Below are 17,690 nucleotides of genomic sequence, written 5' to 3'. Positions count from 1 at the left end.
TACCGCACAATCCGCCGGTCGCTCGTTGACTCACATTCACGGTTAGTCTGTCCGGTGATGGATACGTCCGAGAAGGCCGCCTGTGCGTCGGCGGCCATGACTGCGGAAGGCTAGCGGAGTTGGCCATGAACGTTATCAGCGGCGCCGCACGCGCCGCCAGAAATGCAGTCGGGGTTCTTCGGGACGCAGGAGAGGGCGCCTGGTCCTGGACGAACAGCAAGCTGCGGCAACAGATGAAAGCATCGGAGGGAGCTAAGGCCGGACTCGAGGGGGAACCTCAGATCACTACCAAGCCCGAGTCGGAGCTGACGACGTCCGAGGTGTCGCCCGTGAAGGTGGCTGCTGCCGCCAAGTCGGCGCTGTCCGAGGTGCTGCCGGTGAAGAAGGCCGCTGGTGCCGCGAAGACACCCGTGAAGAAGGCTGCTGCCGCCAAGACACCCGCGAAGGAGGCCGCTGCCGCGAAGGCGCCCGTGAGGAAGGCCGCTGCCGCGAAGGCGCCCGTGAGGAAGGCCGCTGCCGCGAAGACACCCGCGAAGAAGGCCGCTGCCGCGAAGACACCCGCGAAGAAGGCCGCTGCCGCGAAGACACCCGCGAAGAAGGCCGTGGCCGCCAAGGCAACTGCCAAATCGGTGCCGTCCGAGGTGCCGCCGGTGAAGAAGGCCGCTGGTGCCGCGAAGACACCCGTGAAGAAGGCTGCAGCGGCGAAGACACCCGCGAAGAAGGCTGCAGCGGCGAAGACACCCGCGAAGAAGGCCGCTGCCGCGAAGACACCCGCGAGGAAGGCCTAGGCCGCCAAGGCAACTGCCAAACCGACGCGGTCCGCGAAGAGGGGCGCCAAGGCAACTGGGGTTCCTCCCGAATAGTGAATATCCTTCCAGCGAGGCCTTCGGTCCCACTCGGTGTTCATTATTCGGGGAACCTGCCACCCCAATCGAATCCATGACTGGATTCCTGCGTATCCCCAGCCGGGCGGAGACCGAACCGGGGAGCCGGGCCGACCGGTTCAGCGGTCCGATGCGCGTCGGCACGTCGAGATCGCCGGTAATGCGTTCGTCGATTGCCCGGGCCGCGTGCTACTTCACGCGGGTCGTTGGTGCGGGAGCCGCCCTCGCGCAGGTGCGGCGCGAGGGCGGCTCGGTACCACCAGACCGTACGGTCCGGGATCGGGTCGGGGTGTGTCAGCGGGTCGTCTCATTCTCGGCGGGGGCAGCGTTGGCCTCGTCGATCTGGTCGGCGGCGGCGTCGTCGGCCGGTTCGGTGCGCTCGTCAACGTCCGGGCGGGTGCGCAGCCGTTGGACGGTCCCCGCGCCTCGCTCGGCGAGGTCGGCGTACAGGTCGACGGCACCCTTGCGGTACTCGTCGTAATTCTTGCGCAGCTCCTCGACGGTGAACGCCTCCCGCACCTGCGCCCATCCGGGCAGTTCCGAGGGCAACCCGGCGAGGCGCTGCCGGAAGGCCTCGATACGCTCCTGCACATCGGTGGGCAGTGACCCGACACGCTCCCGGGCGTCTTCGAACCACCCGGACACCTCGGTGCCGGTGTGCTCGGCGCGCTGGCGCACCTCGGCGACGGCATCGGCAACGGCCTGGACGGCCGCATCACCGGCACCGACCGTGGCGTACAGCGGCCTCGTTACGTTGTCGATGACCTTGGACTCACTTGGGGACTCACTCATCTTCGCTCTCCTGCTGTGGGGGCTGGACATCAGGTGTCACCTCGGCACCTTGGGCGGCGAGCCCTCTTCGGTCGATCGGTGACATGACAGGACGATCTGCCAAAATTCGGGCCGCCGAAAATGGACTGTAGTCGACCCGGACGTGGTGTCAGGCGTACCGGAGACGGCGGATAACCCCGGGTCCGGATGTGGGTCACGACGGCATCGCGACCGTGGAGTCCGCCGGCGGGGTCGGGCACGAGGAGCCGAGCGCTCCTCCCGGGACGGATCGCGGGCCGATGGCCCGACCCGACCGCATTGGCCGATTACACCGCGGTTCCCGGAACCGGGCTCGCCCTCACCCCCGAGGTCGAATCGAGGTTCGCCGCCCATCTGCGCAGGCTTTCAACTGTTGCCGATATGTCTAAAACTAGTTAATGGGTTCTGGCATTGTCTGCCTGTGTGAATTGGTGAGGCCGCGGAGTACTTGGGATTTCGGTGGTTGCGGTGTGCAATGCGGCGGCATGGGGCCGGTGGCCTTCTGGGGTGTGTCGGTTCGGGTCACCGGATCATTGACCGCGCGGACCTCGCTCCTCTGTGGGCAGGCCCGGAGGGAAGTGTGCGGGAGCGACGCCGGAGAGGGGTGGAGGCAGTGTCTTGCCGGGTGTGGGGTTCGAGGGGACAACGGGACGTCGATGGCCGATCGGGAAAAGATGGTGCGGGACAGCGTTACTGGTGAGGTGTAGTGGGGTGGGCATGGATCGCGGCTCGAGTCCGCGGGGCGACGGGCGGGGTTGGGCCGGTGCCGGTCTCCGCTACCAGGCGGCGGGTTCAGTGCAGCCGCAGGCGTTGCTCGACTCGGTCGGCGGCGGCCCGCAGGTAGGGGTCGCGTTGCGGTTGCGCGCGGGCGTCGGCGGAGTCGGGGCCGTGCCGGTCGTGCTTCTCGCGCAGCCGCTGGTCCAGGCTCAGCGCCTCGCCGTGTGGTCCGGTCGTCTGATCGGCGACGGTGAGCGCGTCCGAGACTGCGTCCTCGACGAAGCCGAACTGGCTCAGTTGCTCGCCCAGGCCGATGACGGCGGCGACGAACCGGGCGCCGGAGTGATGAGCGACCAGGTCGCACACTCGGGCCGGCCACCCCTGGGCTTGCAGGTAGCGGGCGCCGTCGAGCGGGTGAAACCCGGTCTCGCCCAGTTCGGTGGCGTAGCCGATGTCGTGCAGCCACGCGGCGGCCACCAACGTGTCCCGGTCGGCGGCGGGGACCGTGGGTGCGAGCGCCAGCGCGTGGGCGGCGACCGACGCGCTGTGGTCGACGCGCACGCGGTCGCGGGCCAGGATGCGCAGTGTCAGCGCCTGGGCGCGGGGCGCCAGCGGTGACGATGTCGCATCTTCGGCCATGACCACACCTTCCGCATGGCGCTGATCGACACCCGGGCCAACCACCGCACAGGCGGTCCTGGTGTCGGGCTCACACGATATCTCGCGCCGACAGCCTCCGGACGGGGTTCGCCGCTTCTCCTCGGCGGGGGCGACCTGCAGTCGAGGCGCCGGTGCGAGTGCATCGCCGGGCGCCTCCGACGGACGGTGGCGTGGCGTGGCGTGTCATGGAGTCGGGGTCTGGGCCGGGAATCGGATCGGTCGCCGAGACAGCGGACCGCGCGGATCACCGTGGCGCGCAGACTCCCGGAGCGCAGAAACCCAGTTGATCGGACCTGGATCCGCGAGCGTAGGCGGGCAATCGCGAGGTTCGACTCAGGTGGGTGGAATCGGCTGCAACGGGCGAGTCGTCGTCTCCCGGTCGGACGACGCCGGCAGCGGATTCGGGGACCTCGTTCCACGGCCCCGGGAGGTCGCGCAACGGTTCGGAGAGCACGTCGGGTCCTCCCCGCCCAATCGGTGAACCACCTCCACCTCGGGGTGCCGGGCCTGCAGCCGGGAGATCCATGTGGAGAAGAAAAGCGACCGCGATTGCCGTTTACTTTGGATCCGGTGTGCGGCACGCGTACGTCGGAATAGGATTGATCCGCAAGCTGGGTGATCGCAAGCGGGGGTGATTTCGGTGCCGTCGCGTCACTTCCCGCAGCGGCGAGCGCGAGTGGGCAGTTCCGGCGATCCGTCCGAGACCCCGTCTCGCTCGCTGACGGGAGGGCGGCCCTAGATGATTGATTCCTTGAACGGATCAGTGGTCGTAGGCGATCAATGATCGCTTGGCAGTGGCGCCGATGTTCCAGTTGTGCCAGATGCCGGCGGCCATCGCCAGCACACGCTGGGCGACGCGGGCGAACACCCCGTGCGTGGTACGGCCACCGTGTTCCTCCAGGCCAAGCTGCCCTTTCAACGTGTGGTTGACCGATTCGATCCACTGCCGCACCCCGCCGAGATTGCCGTTCTTGTACGTTTCGTCCTTACGGTCCGGGCGTAGCAGCTGCAGGCCCATCGCGGCGGTGGTGGCGGCGAACTGTGCGCCGGAAAAGCCTTTGTCGGCGAGCAAGATCTGCCCCGACCGAATCAGGTGATGATCGCGTTCGAGCAGCGCGGTCACCACCTCACGCTCACCGAGCTTCGGATTCGCCAGGCACCACGTGATCGGCATCCCGTCGCCCGCACAGACCAGATACAGCTTCAGCCCCCAGTAGAAGCGCGAATGGGAAGCGCAATAGCCGTACCCGGCGTGTCCGGCCAGGTCCGATCGCTTCACCGTTTCACGAGACATCCCGCAGGGCACAGGGGTGGCGTCGGTGATCCACAGGTCGTCGAACCAGGATGGTGAGATCCGCGCCAGCGTCTGAATTGCCTTGCACAGCAACCCTCGTGCCGCCCTGACACGTTTGTTGTAGTCCGACTGTCCGGCAATGTAGGGAAACAGGGCACGCAACTCGACGCTGTGGTGGGCGTGCCGGATCCACCGGCGTTCACAATCGAACCCGAGCAGCATCTGTGCCACGGCCAGGGTGAGCAGTTCGGCATCGCTGAGCACGGGCCGCAGACCCCGACCGGAGCGAGGTTCGACGACATGATCGTCGATGAGCACATACAGTTCGGTCAGGAGGGTTTCCAGTTCTTTGGTCACGCTTTGATCTTGGAAACCCTCCGCCTACTCCTCCTCCGCGACACGCTTCAAGGAATCAATCATCTAGCCAAATTGTCCCTGGTGGGACGCCCGTTCCGGGCTGAAAATGGTGTGGTGGTCGCCCGTCGACGCCGTCCCCCTATGGTTCTTCGAGGCCGTCATCTAGCCGGGCGTTGGGGATCACGCCGTGGGCCCTTCACTGTTGCCGTCGTTGTCGAGCACGAGGATTAGATTCCGTTTCACCCCGGTGATCCCCACGGGTGACCACGCCTGATCAATCGGTGTGTGCGCCGGTGAGGAGAGGACGAGATGCTGGTGGAATCGCACGACGAGGAACAGATCATCGCCCGGGTCGCGGCCCTGGACATCGGCAAGGCGGAGGTGGTGTGCTGCGTCCGGATCCCGGCAGAGGCTGGACGGAAGAAACGGTTGCAGGAAGTGTCCACGCACTCGACGATGACCCGGGCGTTGACCGAGCTGGCGAATCATCTGGTCGAGTTGGCTGTCGAGCGGGTGGTGATGGAGGCGACGTCGGATTATTGGAAACCGGTGTTCTATCTTCTGGAGGCGCACGGCCTCGATCCGTGGCTGGTCAACGCCCGCGACGTCAAACACCTGCCCGGTAGGCCCAAAACCGATGTCCTCGACGCTGTCTGGTTGTGCAAGGTCGCCGAACGGCAAATGCTGCGACCCAGTTTCGTGCCGCCCTGGCCGATCCGCCGGCTGCGGGACCTGACCCGCTACCGCACCGATCTGGTCGGGGCGCGCACGGCGGAGAAGAACCGGGTCGAAAAACTTCTCGAGAGTGCCTGCATCAAACTCTCCGTCGTGGCCTCGGACATCTTCGGGGTATCTGGACGCGCGATGATGGACGCGTTGATCGCCGGCGAGCGGGACCCGAAGGTCCTCGCCCAGCTGGCGCGGTCGAGGATGCGGGCGAAGATCGCCCGGCTCGAGGAGGCGTTCAACGGGCACTTCGACGACCACCACGGGTTCCTGCTGGCCCGGATGCTGGGCCGGATCGACGCGATCGACGCCGACATCGCCGCGGTCGACGAGCAGATCGAGGCGCAGCTGGCCCCTTTCGGATCGGCGGCGGCACGCCTGGATGAGATCCCCGGCATCGGTCCCGTCGCCGCCGCCGCCATTCTCGCCGAGGTGGGGGTGGACATGTCCCGGTTCCCGACCGCAGGGCACCTGTGCTCGTGGGCGAAATTCTCGCCCGGAATCAGCTCCTCGGCCGGCAAGTCCAAGGGCAACGGTGCCACCGGGCACGGCAACCGCTACCTCGCCCGCGCCCTCGGTGAGGTCGCCGTCGTGGCCGGCCGCACCGACACCTTCCTCGGCGCCCGGTACCGGCGCATCGCCAGACGACGGGGTAAGAAACGGGCCATCGTCGCCGTCGGTCGCTCCATCCTGGTCATCGTCTGGCACCTGTTCTCCGACGACCACACCACCTTCCACGACCTCGGCCCCGACCACTACAGCCGCCATATCAACCCGGACACCAAGAAACGCAACCACATCCGCCAACTCGAAGCCCTCGGCTACACCGTCACCCTCACCCCGGCCGCCTGACCCGCACAACAACACCACCACGACCTTCCCGGCTCCGCTGCGCTCCGCCGGGACAACACGCGTGCCGGCACCGCAGGCAAGGTCACCTCATTTTCGGATTAGGCGGTCACCGTCGAGGGCTCGCCGAAGAAGGCCACAGTCGAAAGGCCCACCGATGAAGGCAATGATCTACCACGGTCCCGGCCGGAAGGCGTGGGAGGACGTTCCCGACGCCACCATTGAGAAGCCAACGGACGTGGTGGTCAAGATCGAGACCACCACCATCTGCGGTACCGACCTGCACATCCTCAAGGGCGACGTGCCCGCGGTGCAGGACGGGCGCATCCTCGGCCACGAGGGCGTCGGGACGATCACCGAGGTCGGCTCGGCGGTCACCTCGTTACAGGTCGGCGACCGGGTCATCATCTCCTGCATTTCCGCGTGCGGGCACTGCGATATGTGCAAGCAGCGGGTGTTCTCACACTGCCTGGCCGACGAGGGTGCGTCCGGCATCGGCTGGATCCTCGGGCACCTGATCAACGGCACGCAGGCCGAGTACGTCCGAGTGCCGTTCGCTGAGACGTCGGTGTATCGGCTGCCCGACGGGGTGACACCGCAGGAGGGCGCGATGCTGTCCGACATCCTGCCGACCGGTCACGAGATCGGCGTGCAGTATGGGCACGTCAAGGTCGGCGACGTCGTGGTGGTCGTCGGCGCGGGGCCGGTGGGGCTGGCCGCGATCATGACCTCGCGTCTCTACGGCCCGTCGAAGGTGATCGCCGTCGACCTCGACGCGAACCGGGTGGAACAGGCGAAGCGATTCGGCGCCACACACGGGGTGCTGTCCAGCGACGACGACTGGAAGGGCCAGGTGATGGCGTTGACCGATGGGCTCGGCGTCGACGTCGCCATCGAGGCGGTGGGGGTACCGGCGACCTTCCAGATGTGTCTGGACGTCGTCCGACCCGCCGGGCACGTCGCCAACGTCGGGGTGCACGGCGCCGGCGTGCCGCTGCCGCTCGACACGCTGTGGATCTCGAACATCACCATCGCGATGGGCCTGGTGAACACCGACACGACCGCGACGCTGCTGAAGATGGTCGCCGAACACACCCTGCCCGCCGACCTGTTCGTGAGCCACACCTTCGACCTCGGCGACATCGAGAAGGCCTACGACGTGTTCGGCCGGGCCGCCGAGACGCAAGCGCTCAAGGTTGTGCTCAACGCCTGACGTCGGGTCGGCGGCCACACTGCAGGCGGGCGGCCGACCCGCGGCGTCCGATTACCAGGATGCGCTGATGCAGCGCTTCCCACTTGGACGAGTTGGACGTCGAATCAGGTCGGGCACGCTCAGTTTGTCCGACAGCAGATAGGGGCGGATACGTCGCGAAGAGCCGAGACAGCGACGATGATTCTTGGTGAGCCGTCTCGCCGTGCCGGAACGCGACGGCCCCGTTCCTCTCATGCCATGAAAGGAGGCGAAGGCAATGGGAAACAATGAGCCAAGTGTCAGGGAACTTGCTGTCAACGAATGTTGGGCACTGCTTCGTACCGAGAGTGTGGGCCGTCTCGCCGTGTGGGTGGACGACCACCCGGATATCTTTCCCCTCAATTATGCGGTCGATCATGGAACCATCGTGTTCAGGTCCGGGAGAGGAACCAAAGTGTCCGCTGCGCTGTCGGATGCGCCGGTTGCGCTGGAAGTCGACGGCTACCAGGCGCCGGCGCACGAAGCGTGGAGTGTGGTGATCAAGGGGCGTGCCGAGGGGATCCGTGAAATCGATGAGTTGATGGACACGGTGGATCTGCCGCTCTTTCCGTGGCAGGCGGGGGCGAAGAACCTGTTCGTCAGACTCGTTCCCACCCTGGTGACTGGCCGCCGGTTTCCGGTCGTCGACCCGACGATGTGGCATACGCCCTTCTCGAATGTGCGACGTTCGCCTTCGGAGTAGCTGTGTGGACTGCACGCTACCGGTCGGCCTGGAGGTGAAACTCGCTGTTTCTCTGTGCGATGGCACCGGAACCTGTTGACACGCAGATGGAGCCGGGCTCGTTCGCCAAAACCGCTCGATTGACGTCCGCACGCACTGGCGTGGGTGATCGGGCTCCCGGTGGCGGTCGCGGCGAGGGAGCCCGATCAGCTGGACCCGGGCTGTCCCGCATGGGGAGTTGAGGAATCAGGGTTTGAGGCGTGTAGTAGAAGTTGTGCCGTGTCCCGGCGGCGCACCCGACAACAGCCACGCTGAAGAGACCAGGATTCGAGCACGACAACTTGGTCGGTTTCGCCCTTTTCGAAGACGGCCCCGCCTGGTTGAGGACATGGCCCCTACCACGATCTCTTCGACGCCACGGAAGGTACGACCGTGCTGAAACAAGCGAAGAAGAATGACCTGTCGCGTCTGCTGGCGAAGATCGTCGTCGTCGGAGCATTTGCCGCGTTTCCCATGGCCGCAGTGGCAGCACCCGCTGCGGCCGCCGCCGTGTCGGGGGTTGTGCAGGTCGATCGGAACGGGCAGCACCCCCGAGGCGGGGACGAGGACCAGGACGATCAGCAGGACGAGAACGAACTCAATCCGTTCGGTGGTCTGTTCGGTGAGTCCAACCCGTTCGGCGACATGTTCGGCGACATGTTCGGTGGATCGAATCCGTTCGGTGGTCTGTTCGGCCAGTCCAACCCGTTTGGCGACATGTTCGGCAGCAGCTGAGTCGGCTGTCCGGTTACGTTCGGTGACAAGAGAGTTCGCCGGGTATGACCCTGCCCCGACCTGCCTCCAAGGAGATCGGATACCCGCAGCGAGGACGACAGACCAGCGGTCAGGGCCGATTTCCTCTATCGCCGTCGCGACGTCTCGTCGATCATGGCCATGAGGTACCGAGCCGGAGTTCGCACTCAGGGCTCAAACGACGGAGACCACACGTGTCAGACTTCGACGAGCGCGAGTTCGAGCAGGTCGCGAAAGCCACAGTGGAACAAACGCTGCAACGCGTGATGGATCGGTTACAGCGTGAATGCAAGGGCAAGTCGGTCGAGGAGACGAAACGTCGCGTGGCGCAGGCGTGGGAGGACGCCACGGATGCGGCGATCACCGATCCCGAGTTGACGACGTATGCCCAGAAGCTGGCCGCCGGCTCCCGGGTGATCATCAGGCTCACGTAGCGGGTCGTGGAGTACAGATGAGGCTACTTATCCTGCTCAGGCGGGTGTGGTGCGCATCCCCGCAGCCTCGTCAAGGTACTCCTGGGCATGTGCCTTGCTGCGGCCCACCGGGTGGGCGATGGAGACACCCCGCCCCGGGCCTGCGGTGGTGTACACAACGGGGACATGAGGTAACCGCGTGCAGCGGCCACATCCGATGGGAGCAACGGTGTTCGAGAGGTTTACCGACCAAGCGCGGCGCACCGTCGTCCTGGCCTCGGAAGCGGCCCGGGCCCACCACCACGACTATCTCGGAACCGAGCACATCCTGCTGGGCCTCATCCGCGAACGTGACGGCGCGGCGGCGCGAACGCTGGAATCGTTCGACGTGTCGGCGACCGTCATCGACAGCCGGCTCACCACCGGTCACGGCGAGCCTGCCCGATCCGGGCACATCCCGTTCACCCGGCACGCCAAACGGATCCTCGAACATAGCCTGCGCGAGCCTTCTCTACTCGGCCATGAGCGCATCGGCACCGAACAGATCCTCCTCGCGCTCATCGACGACCGCGAATCGACCGGCGCACGGTTGCTCGGCGAAGTCCTACCGGTGGACTTCGACCAACTGCGTCAGCACATCCTCCGAGAAGTCACCGAGCACCGGCTCACCGCCGAGCTGAGGTTGGAGCCGACACACGTCACCAACCTCAGGTTGACCGACACCGAACATGCGTTGTGTGTAGCCGCGGCCGCCGAGGCCGGCCAACCCCTCGACGCGTGGATCCGAGACAGGATCCTCGACGCGGCCCGTGCCGGCGGCGCGGGTACCGAATAGGAGGCCTGCGCCGCGGGCGAGACCGCGCGCCCGAACGCCGCGGCGGGTCCTCGACACCATTCCCACTGCGGTGAGGCAGCCCGTCGGGATTCGGCCCGACGACGGCGTCACCGCGGCCCAGGGCGGCGTTACGATCGGAGCATGGGACCGGGTGCCGGGTGCGAGCGCTGGTACGGGCCGCCTACCGGCTTGTTCGTTTCCCGTTCCACCTGGTCGACGATGTGGTGCTGCCAGTGATCTTCGACGAGGACGCGCCGGTGCGGCGGGCGTACGGAAAGTTTCTCCTCGAGTGCGACGGTTCGAATGTCCACGCAGCCGTTGACCAGCAGGGGCGGGTCTCTGAACTTCACGGTGGATATCCGGGCACGGGTCAGCGAGATTTCTCCTCGTATGTCCCGGTCCGCCACGCCGTCGAGATCATCGGTGCTGCCCCCGCTCAGCAGGTGTTGGCGGGGCCCTGCCCTGGCGCCGCCCGTGCTCGCGCTCGCCGGGATCCTCCTCGGTGTTGTCACCCTCGGCGTATCACTCCTGCACGCGTGCGCCGCCCGCTGAACCGTGAAAGGTCGGGATCGACCGGATCTGGTGAGCATGAGAATTCGCTTATGCGGTCGGGGTGGCGCTGATCGACCGCGAAAGTCGACGCGTGGGTTCGCTGACACGTCCGGTGACGGGATCATGCCGCCATGACGTCGCCGATTTCCGAAGGACAGTCCTAGGTCTGGGTGATCTGGTTTGCTGGAGTGAGGAGACGCGGGCGGGTCCGGCGTCGTTTCCGGGGTGTTCGGGCGCGGATCGGGTGAGACTCATGGAGCGGTTGACCGCACAGGACGTGATGACCCTGTGGCCGGACGAGGCCGGATGGCCGCAGGACATCGGCCTGGTGGCCCTGCTCGACGGTGGCGACCTCGTCGACACGGACGGCCGATTCCCGATCGAGGAGGTACAGGCGTCGATCGAGGCGCGGCTGGCGCTGGTGCCGCGTCTGCGGCAGATCGTGTTCGTGCCTCGGTGGGGTCTGGGACGGCCACTGTGGGTGGATGCGTCCGCCTTCGATATCCGCGACCACGTGCATGCCGTCCGGCCGGCCGATCACGCTGACGAGGCGCGGCTTCTCGCGGTGGTCGAGGAGTTGCATCGGCGTCCGCTCGTCCGGTCCCGGCCGCTGTGGGAGATGTGGTTCGTACCCGAGCCGGCGGGACGCCGGACCGCGATCTATCTCCGGGTCCACCACGTGATTGCCGACGGCCCGGCCGGGGTGGCCATGCTGGGTGCCCTGTTCGACGCTGCACTCCACGGCGCGGTACTTCCTGTGGAGCCGTGGATCCCGGCACCGGTGCCGACGGTGACGGAGCTTGTCGTCGACAACATTCGTCGCCGCCGGGCCGCGATCGTTCGGATGCTGACGGCGTGTCTGCGTCCGGTGATGATCGTGAGCCGTGTTCGGGGTACGTGGTCATCGGCGCGGAAGATGGTCGCCGAGGGGCGGGCGCCGCGGAGCAGTCTGAATCGGCGAATCGGTGCTGCTCGTGAATTCGCGGTCGTCGATGTCGAACTCGGGACGATGCACGATATTTCTCATCGGTACGGCGCGAAGATCAATGATGTTCTGCTCACCGCCTTCGCCGGTGGCCTGCGCGAGCTGCTGCGCGGTCGGGGGGAGCCGGACGACCTGGAGTTGCGTGCGGTGGTGCCGGTGTCGCTGCATCGGGAACTGCCGGGGCCGGCGCGCGGCAATGTGCTCGGGCAGATGATCGTGCCGCTCCCACTCGGAATCGACGATCCCGTCCGCAGACTGGCGGCGATAGCCGCCGACACCGCCACCCGCAAGCGGGCTGTCCGTCCTCGCCTCGGAGCGGTGGTCGGCGGCCCGATCGTCCGGTGGAGTGCGCTGACGATGCTGCCTCGTCAACGGATGATGAACACCTACGTCGCCGACGTACCCGGCCCACCCGCCCCGCTCTTCTTTCTCGGGGCTGACGTAAGCAAGATGATCCCGGTGGTGGCCCTGATGGGCAACATCGCGGTGGGTGTCGGTGCTCTCTCGTACGCGGGGCAGGTCACGATCACCGTCGTCGGTGACAGTGCCGTATGCCCCGAGGTCGATGTGATCGCCCACGGAGTGGCCAGGACACTGCAGGCACTTGAGGCGTCGCTGTACCGGAACTGAATCACCGGTGAGACCATGCCGTGCGAACACCGCAATGGGGTGGGGTTGTCGGCGCGCCGGTGCGGGTGTTCCGATCAGGGGGACTGCGCACCACGGCACGGCAGAGTGCAATGGGCGCCTCGGGGGAGTGTCGGCCGAGCCAGGGAACCGTGAACCGGCGTGCTCGGTGCACGCGGTGCACGCGTTGAGCAGCAAGCGTGCGCGTCGCCCGATGCTCGAGCGCCTCGCGTGAGAGGTGCCGGCCGCGCTCGGGCCCACGCCTTCCCTGTTCGTGTGGGGCATGATGGACTTCGCGTTCGGACCCGAACGCACGCTTGCTTCCCTGGACGCGGGCGATCCTTCCCGATCACGTGGTTGTCGAGTGGCCGGGGCCGATCACTGCATCCAGGAAACGCGCCCGAACCGATCTCTTTCGCGATCGGCGATCGGTTCGCCTTGCGGCTTACCCCCTTCGGCGGCCCATCTGGCGCAGGCCGGCGAGGGCACCGCGGACCGAGAACAACGGACGGGATGACGACGTGGGCTACGACTGGATCTCGTTCACCACCGATTACGGGCTCTCCGACGGGTTCGTCGCGGCGTGCCACGGCGTGATCGCCCGCTTCGCGCCGGGTGTGCGCATGATCGATGTGACCCATGCGGTGCCGCCGCAGCGCCTCCGGTGGGGTGCGGCGGTGCTGGCACAGACGGTGCCGTACCTGCCGCCTTCCGTGCATCTGGCGGTAGTCGATCCGGGCGTGGGCACCGATCGCCGCCCGATCGTGGTCGTCACCGACGCCGGGGTGTTGGTGGGCCCGGACAACGGATTGCTGCGACCGGCGGCCGAGGCGCTGGGCGGGGTCCGCTCCGCGTACCTGCTTGCCGCACCCGACTATCGGTTGAGTACGGTGTCCGCGACGTTCCACGGTCGAGACATCTTCGCGCCGGCCGCCGCCCACCTGGCCGTCGGTGTGGCGCCGGAGCGGTTCGGGCCCCCGATCGACCCGGACTCGCTCGCGCGTCTGAGGGCACCCGAAATTGACGCCTTACCCGGCGAACTCAGCAGCGAGGTGCTCACCGTCGACCGATTCGGCAACATCCAGCTCGCAGCGACGGCAACGGATCTGGCTGCCGCGGGCCTACGGCGCGGGGATCACGTGACGATCCGGGCCGAGGGGGCCGTGGTGCCCGCCACCGTCGCCCACACATTCGCCGACGTGCGGTCAGGTGAGTTGCTCGTGGTGATTGACTCGGCGGATCACGTGGCGGTGGCCCTGAACGGCGGCTCGGCGGTCGAGCGGCTCGGCGAGGCGGATCGGCTCTCCGTCGCTCGCCGACGGTGAACCGGCAGATCGTCGAGTCCTGCAGCCCGGCGAACCCCTTGCTCGCGCATCTCGCTGATGCGCAGGGATGCGAGGTTGGTGAGGATCTGAGCGCCGGGTGGAGCCGGGGTCGTCGAGCAGGGCCCAGGAGGAAGGTGGTCGGTGCCGGCGTCGGTTCTGGTGGTGGGTGCCGGCGGCGAGGGGTGACCACGTGACGGGCTTGATCGGAGAATCTCTCGAACACCATGACGCGCTTACCTCCCAGGGCGTCGCCGCGAGCGACGCGAACGGCCGATCCGACCGCACCCGGCCGTCACGTGATGCAATGCCCCGGCAACCGGTGGACGGCTAGCGGCCCTTCGCTGCGAGTGCTAGGTACCCGTCGATATGCTGCACGCATCCTTACTGCTGACAGCGAAGAGACGGTGATCGAGTTGTCTGATGGGCAACGTGACCAACCCGGACAAGCTGCACGCCGTGGTGGTCGGCCCATCGTCGACGTCGGCGCACGGTAACCGTGGACGCGCACATCGTGTTGCCGACCATCGACGGGCAGTCGTTCGCGTCGTTGCGCCGCCGGGCCACGCCGAGGGCGGAGCGGTATTCGCTCGGCAAACGCCTGCGCAAGCAGGCACCGCGGTCGGCGCTCGGCGAGTGGCGCGCACCGGACGATCGCCCCGATGTGGTGGATCAGATCGGTGTGTCGCACCGGGGTCGGGTGGAATCCCTGATACCGGTCAGGGCGGGGCGGATGGCGGCTTCGCCGTATGGTTTTCTGCGCGGTACCGCAATCGTGATGGCCCAGGATCTCGCCGGGCTGCCGGCGACCGGAATCCGGCTGGTGATCTGTGGGGACGCGCATCTGGGCAACTTCGGGTTCTACGCCTCGCCGGAGCGCGACCTGGTGCTGGATCTGAACGACTTCGACGAGGCGCATCCCGGCGGCTGGGAATGGGACCTGCGCCGATTGACTGCGAGCATCTGGGTGGCGGGCCGGCAGAACTCGGCGACCGAGGGGCAGTGTGAGAGTGCAGTGCAGTCGTGCGTCGCCACCTATCGCGAGCATGTGCGCTGGCTCGCGGATCAACCATTGCTGGCGCGCTCGTTCGAGCGACTCGACCTCGACCGGCTGCACGCGACGGCGTCGGACGAGTCGCTGCGCCATGAGATCACCCGCGCCGCGGAGCGGGCCCGGCGCCGTGTCAGTGACCGGGCGCTGCCCCGATTCACCGAGCAGGACGAAACCGGCCGGCGCATCGTGGAGGAGCCGCCGCTGATCACCCGGGTGTCCGAGGCGGAGGCCGAGCATCTCGCCGCCGGGCTCGACGAATACCTCACCACGCTGCCCAGCCACTGGGCACGACTGCTCAGTGGCTACACCGTCGTCGATGTCGCGCACAGGTGGTCGGCGTGGGCAGCGTCGGACTGCGTGCCTACGTCGTGCTGTGCGAAGGGAGCAGTGCCGACGACGTGGTGTTCCTGCAGCTCAAGCAGGCGCGTCGATCCGTCGTGGCGCGCTTCGTGCACGGCGAATCCGCCTGGCACGACCATCAGGGGCGGCGCGTGGTCGAGTACCAGCAGGCCCTGCAGACCGTCAGCGATCCGTTGCTCGGCTGGACCACGGTGGAGGGCCGCCAGTATTACGTGCGGCAGTTCCGGAATATGAAGGGGGCGGTCCCGATCGACAACCTCAGCGCGGCAGCTCTGACCGACTACGCCGGCATCTGCGGGCGTCTGCTCGCGAAGGGCCACGCGCGGACCAGTGGGGCGTCGATGATCGCCGGCTACGTCGGAAAGTCGGACACGCTCGACGTCGCGCTGAGTCGGTTCGCGCACGCCTACGCGGATCAGACCGAACGCGACCACGCGACTTTGGTCGACGCGGTGAAGCGGGGGAAGGTGCCATGTGAGCCGCCGACGTGAATCGGTGTGTATCTGTCGTCCGGCTTCGCGGCGACCACACGTCACTGCTTCTTCGCGTACCTAACCGTCGCCGCTACCTGCTAGGGCAAGGCAGTCCGCGGGAACCAACGGCAACCCGCGTAGTCCGCGCCCGCCAGAACCCCGATGAACATCTTGCCTATCGGGTCGGTCGGGTCGTACACCTTGCCATCAATGTTGAGCGCTACGTTGCGCTCGACGAGATGACCGCGACCCCACGCCTCGTCCGTAGGTTAGTCGACATGGCGCTGCAGGGGAACGTCTGATTGCGTGTGGTGTGCCCCCCGAGGCGACAGGCTTCGGGTCCGAGCTCGAACTCGAAGTCAGCGGATGCCTCCTGGTGCGACGGCACGATGTAGGACCGTCACAGCGGCCTTATGTCGCGCAGTTCCGCGACTCCTCCCCCATTCGATTCTCGGAACCCCCGCCCCGGCGTCACCCCCACGACGTCGGGGCCCATTGACGCCCGGACTTTCCTCTGTCCGCCCACTTTCGACGTCCGCAGTCCTGCCGCTCGGGCGACGCCACCTCCGGATCGATGTAGAGATTTCACAGCTTGAATACCGGGCATCTTGAATACCGGGCATCGGCCGCGCTGTACCTGAGGTCTCCGTCCTGTCGATTGCGGAGGGGTTCGCGTAGTGGACAGCGAATCCTGTGGCTCTGCCGCCGAATGTCGGTGCCGCGGGCTAGCGTCGGGTGGGTATCCGACAGCTGAGGAGCAGCGATGAGCGCGGTCACGACGAATCAACCACTCGGTACCCCGACGTGGATCGACCTGGGCATCCCGGATCTCGACCGGGCGATGGCCTTCTATGGGTCGGTCTTCGGGTGGGAGTTCGACGTGGGTCCCGAAGAGTACGGGCAGTACACGATGTGTCTGCTCGGCGGCAAGAAGGTCGCCGCGCTGATGCCGAATCCCGACGAGAACGCCACCGAGTTCTGGTGGAACGTCTACCTGGCGACGGACGACCTCGATGCGACGGTCGCTCGGTCCGCAGCCGCGGGCGGCACGTTACTGATGGAGCCGATGGACATCGCCGACCAGGGTCGGATGGCGATGGTGCGGGATCCGGCCGGTGCGCAGTTCGGCCTGTGGCAGGGGCGGGTGCACGTCGGCTGCGAGCTCGTGAACGAGCCGAACACGTTGTTGCGCAACGACTTGGTGACACCAAATCCCGGTCCGGCGCGGGAGTTCTACGCGGCGGTGTTCGACTTCACGCTGGACGGGAACGCCGACCTGCCCGGCATGGACTTCACCTTTCTGCGCAGGCCGGACGGGCACGAGATCGGTGGCATCGTGGGCGATACGGCCGCCTCGGAGTCTTCCTGGGGCACGCTCTTCCAGGTCTCCGATACCGATGCAGCCGTCGCCGCGGCCCGGGCCCACGGGGGTATCTCGGAGGACCCGACGGACATGGTGTACGGGCGGACCGCGGATGTTACCGATCCGTTCGGGGTGAAGTTCACGGTGGGTTCCCCGCTGCCGGGTGGGCAGGGGTAGAGGAGTTTCGGGGAGGAAGTAGCTATCCGGATTTCAGGACGACCGCGACGAGAGATGTCCGCAATCCGTACCTGCTGAGCGGTGGTGACGGTGGTTGTCACCGGGTTGTTGTCGGTCGATGGATCACGGTCGGTCGTGATCGTCGGTGCCCACGTCTTGTTCGTCCGGGTCTGCGACCGTGAGGACGGCGTCGACGATGTGCGGGTTGCGTTCGAGTGATCGGTCGATGAGTGGGTTGACGATGCCCCGAGGCGCCGAGATCGGCTGCCACCGCCGAGGAACCATGATGCGCGCCAATCGGTCCTCGATTCCGGTGACCACCCGGTCGGCGACGACTTCTGATTCGATTGCGGAGGCGAGGAACTTGGAAAAGAGCTGTTCGCGCATCGCGGTGATCAGATCGTTGTCATCGAACTCGGCGCGGGCGATGGGCACGGCGTCGCCGAGGAAACCATCCCGCCGACATCGACTCGACGATGGCGACAACCGCGCTCTGGGCGGCACGGAACGGATTCCTCGCCCTCCAG

Annotated in this window: 15 protein-coding genes and 2 pseudogenes; 11 read left to right on the top strand and 6 right to left on the bottom strand. The window is 66.8% G+C overall.

All coding sequences use genetic code 11. The features are described 5' to 3' along the window. Positions 1 to 125: 125 nt before the first annotated feature. Positions 126 to 788: a nucleoid-structuring protein H-NS gene (locus tag I1A62_RS08700; protein ID WP_219458515.1), complete on the top strand. Its 663-nt coding sequence runs from the start codon at positions 126 to 128 to the stop codon at positions 786 to 788. 390 nt (positions 789 to 1,178) lie between these two features. Here I1A62_RS08700 and I1A62_RS08695 read toward each other — a convergent pair whose 3' ends face one another. The 4 genes and pseudogenes from I1A62_RS08695 to I1A62_RS08685 all read right to left on the bottom strand — a co-directional run bounded on the left by I1A62_RS08695 (position 1,179) and on the right by I1A62_RS08685 (position 4,722). Next, positions 1,179 to 1,676 carry a hypothetical protein gene (locus I1A62_RS08695; RefSeq protein ID WP_219458514.1) on the bottom strand — a complete coding sequence of 166 codons (498 nt, stop codon included), beginning with the start codon at positions 1,674 to 1,676 and terminating at the stop codon, positions 1,179 to 1,181. A gap of 810 nt (positions 1,677 to 2,486) precedes the next feature. Next, positions 2,487 to 3,050 (bottom strand): HD domain-containing protein, encoded by a 564-nt coding sequence (locus I1A62_RS08690; RefSeq protein WP_124395300.1) that lies wholly within the window; start codon positions 3,048 to 3,050, stop codon positions 2,487 to 2,489. Between the two features lie 354 nt (positions 3,051 to 3,404). Further along, positions 3,405 to 3,641, bottom strand: a pseudogene (locus I1A62_RS46240) (class II glutamine amidotransferase); the annotation flags it as partial. A gap of 190 nt (positions 3,642 to 3,831) precedes the next feature. Then, the gene (locus tag I1A62_RS08685; RefSeq protein ID WP_219458513.1) at positions 3,832 to 4,722 is read right to left on the bottom strand and encodes an IS982 family transposase; all 891 of its coding nucleotides are present in this window, start codon (positions 4,720 to 4,722) and stop codon (positions 3,832 to 3,834) included. 309 nt (positions 4,723 to 5,031) lie between these two features. Between I1A62_RS08685 and I1A62_RS08680 the strand changes: the two genes are divergently transcribed. The 6 genes from I1A62_RS08680 (at position 5,032) to I1A62_RS08655 (ending at position 10,250) form a co-directional block, all read left to right on the top strand. After that, positions 5,032 to 6,300, top strand: coding sequence for an IS110 family transposase (locus I1A62_RS08680; RefSeq protein WP_219458512.1), 1,269 nt, complete (start codon positions 5,032 to 5,034; stop codon positions 6,298 to 6,300). Positions 6,301 to 6,454: 154 nt separating this feature from the next. After that, complete coding sequence (locus I1A62_RS08675) at positions 6,455 to 7,510, top strand: zinc-binding dehydrogenase (protein ID WP_219458511.1); 1,056 nt, start codon at positions 6,455 to 6,457, stop codon at positions 7,508 to 7,510. A 256-nt stretch (positions 7,511 to 7,766) separates the two neighbouring features. Further along, positions 7,767 to 8,231, top strand: a complete 465-nt coding sequence (locus tag I1A62_RS08670; RefSeq protein ID WP_219458510.1) for a pyridoxamine 5'-phosphate oxidase family protein — start codon at positions 7,767 to 7,769, stop codon at positions 8,229 to 8,231. Positions 8,232 to 8,642: 411 nt separating this feature from the next. Further along, positions 8,643 to 8,984 carry a hypothetical protein gene (locus I1A62_RS08665; protein WP_124396464.1) on the top strand — a complete coding sequence of 114 codons (342 nt, stop codon included), beginning with the start codon at positions 8,643 to 8,645 and terminating at the stop codon, positions 8,982 to 8,984. 212 nt (positions 8,985 to 9,196) lie between these two features. Beyond that, complete coding sequence (locus I1A62_RS08660; RefSeq protein ID WP_072943188.1) at positions 9,197 to 9,436, top strand: hypothetical protein; 240 nt, start codon at positions 9,197 to 9,199, stop codon at positions 9,434 to 9,436. Between the two features lie 208 nt (positions 9,437 to 9,644). Next, the gene (locus I1A62_RS08655; RefSeq protein WP_225858558.1) at positions 9,645 to 10,250 is read left to right on the top strand and encodes a Clp protease N-terminal domain-containing protein; all 606 of its coding nucleotides are present in this window, start codon (positions 9,645 to 9,647) and stop codon (positions 10,248 to 10,250) included. A 128-nt stretch (positions 10,251 to 10,378) separates the two neighbouring features. Here I1A62_RS08655 and I1A62_RS08650 read toward each other — a convergent pair whose 3' ends face one another. Beyond that, positions 10,379 to 10,600: a hypothetical protein gene (locus tag I1A62_RS08650; RefSeq protein ID WP_145972867.1), complete on the bottom strand. Its 222-nt coding sequence runs from the start codon at positions 10,598 to 10,600 to the stop codon at positions 10,379 to 10,381. Between the two features lie 455 nt (positions 10,601 to 11,055). Between I1A62_RS08650 and I1A62_RS08645 the strand changes: the two genes are divergently transcribed. The 4 genes and pseudogenes from I1A62_RS08645 (at position 11,056) to I1A62_RS08630 (ending at position 17,163) form a co-directional block, all read left to right on the top strand. Beyond that, entirely contained in the window at positions 11,056 to 12,417 is a 1,362-nt protein-coding gene (locus tag I1A62_RS08645; RefSeq protein ID WP_219458509.1) for a wax ester/triacylglycerol synthase family O-acyltransferase, read from the top strand. Positions 12,418 to 12,935: 518 nt separating this feature from the next. Then, positions 12,936 to 13,739 carry an S-adenosyl-l-methionine hydroxide adenosyltransferase family protein gene (locus I1A62_RS08640; RefSeq protein ID WP_124396462.1) on the top strand — a complete coding sequence of 268 codons (804 nt, stop codon included), beginning with the start codon at positions 12,936 to 12,938 and terminating at the stop codon, positions 13,737 to 13,739. Positions 13,740 to 14,235: 496 nt separating this feature from the next. Then, positions 14,236 to 15,641, top strand: a pseudogene (locus I1A62_RS08635) (DUF2252 domain-containing protein). 745 nt (positions 15,642 to 16,386) lie between these two features. After that, positions 16,387 to 17,163 carry a VOC family protein gene (locus I1A62_RS08630; protein ID WP_219458508.1) on the top strand — a complete coding sequence of 259 codons (777 nt, stop codon included), beginning with the start codon at positions 16,387 to 16,389 and terminating at the stop codon, positions 17,161 to 17,163. A 123-nt stretch (positions 17,164 to 17,286) separates the two neighbouring features. Here the strand turns inward: I1A62_RS08630 and I1A62_RS46235 are convergent, their stop codons facing one another. After that, positions 17,287 to 17,598, bottom strand: a complete 312-nt coding sequence (locus I1A62_RS46235; protein ID WP_257890737.1) for a hypothetical protein — start codon at positions 17,596 to 17,598, stop codon at positions 17,287 to 17,289. Positions 17,599 to 17,690: the final 92 nt, after the last annotated feature.

This window comes from Rhodococcus sp. USK10 (assembly GCF_019378875.1).
In the GTDB taxonomy this organism is placed as follows: domain Bacteria; phylum Actinomycetota; class Actinomycetes; order Mycobacteriales; family Mycobacteriaceae; genus Rhodococcus_F; species Rhodococcus_F pseudokoreensis.
This window is presented reverse-complemented; position numbering and strand designations above follow the sequence as displayed.

What these genes read in the sequence shown, in the direction of transcription:
- I1A62_RS08700 (WP_219458515.1), top strand. Translation starts at nt 126, where the DNA reads ATGAACGTTATCAGCGGCGCCGCACGCGCCGCCAGAAATGCAGTCGGG.
- I1A62_RS08695 (WP_219458514.1), bottom strand. Translation starts at nt 1,676, where the DNA reads ATGAGTGAGTCCCCAAGTGAGTCCAAGGTCATCGACAACGTAACGAGG.
- I1A62_RS08690 (WP_124395300.1), bottom strand. Translation starts at nt 3,050, where the DNA reads ATGGCCGAAGATGCGACATCGTCACCGCTGGCGCCCCGCGCCCAGGCG.
- I1A62_RS08680 (WP_219458512.1), top strand. Translation starts at nt 5,032, where the DNA reads ATGCTGGTGGAATCGCACGACGAGGAACAGATCATCGCCCGGGTCGCG.
- I1A62_RS08675 (WP_219458511.1), top strand. Translation starts at nt 6,455, where the DNA reads ATGAAGGCAATGATCTACCACGGTCCCGGCCGGAAGGCGTGGGAGGAC.
- I1A62_RS08670 (WP_219458510.1), top strand. Translation starts at nt 7,767, where the DNA reads ATGGGAAACAATGAGCCAAGTGTCAGGGAACTTGCTGTCAACGAATGT.
- I1A62_RS08645 (WP_219458509.1), top strand. Translation starts at nt 11,056, where the DNA reads ATGGAGCGGTTGACCGCACAGGACGTGATGACCCTGTGGCCGGACGAG.
- I1A62_RS08630 (WP_219458508.1), top strand. Translation starts at nt 16,387, where the DNA reads ATGAGCGCGGTCACGACGAATCAACCACTCGGTACCCCGACGTGGATC.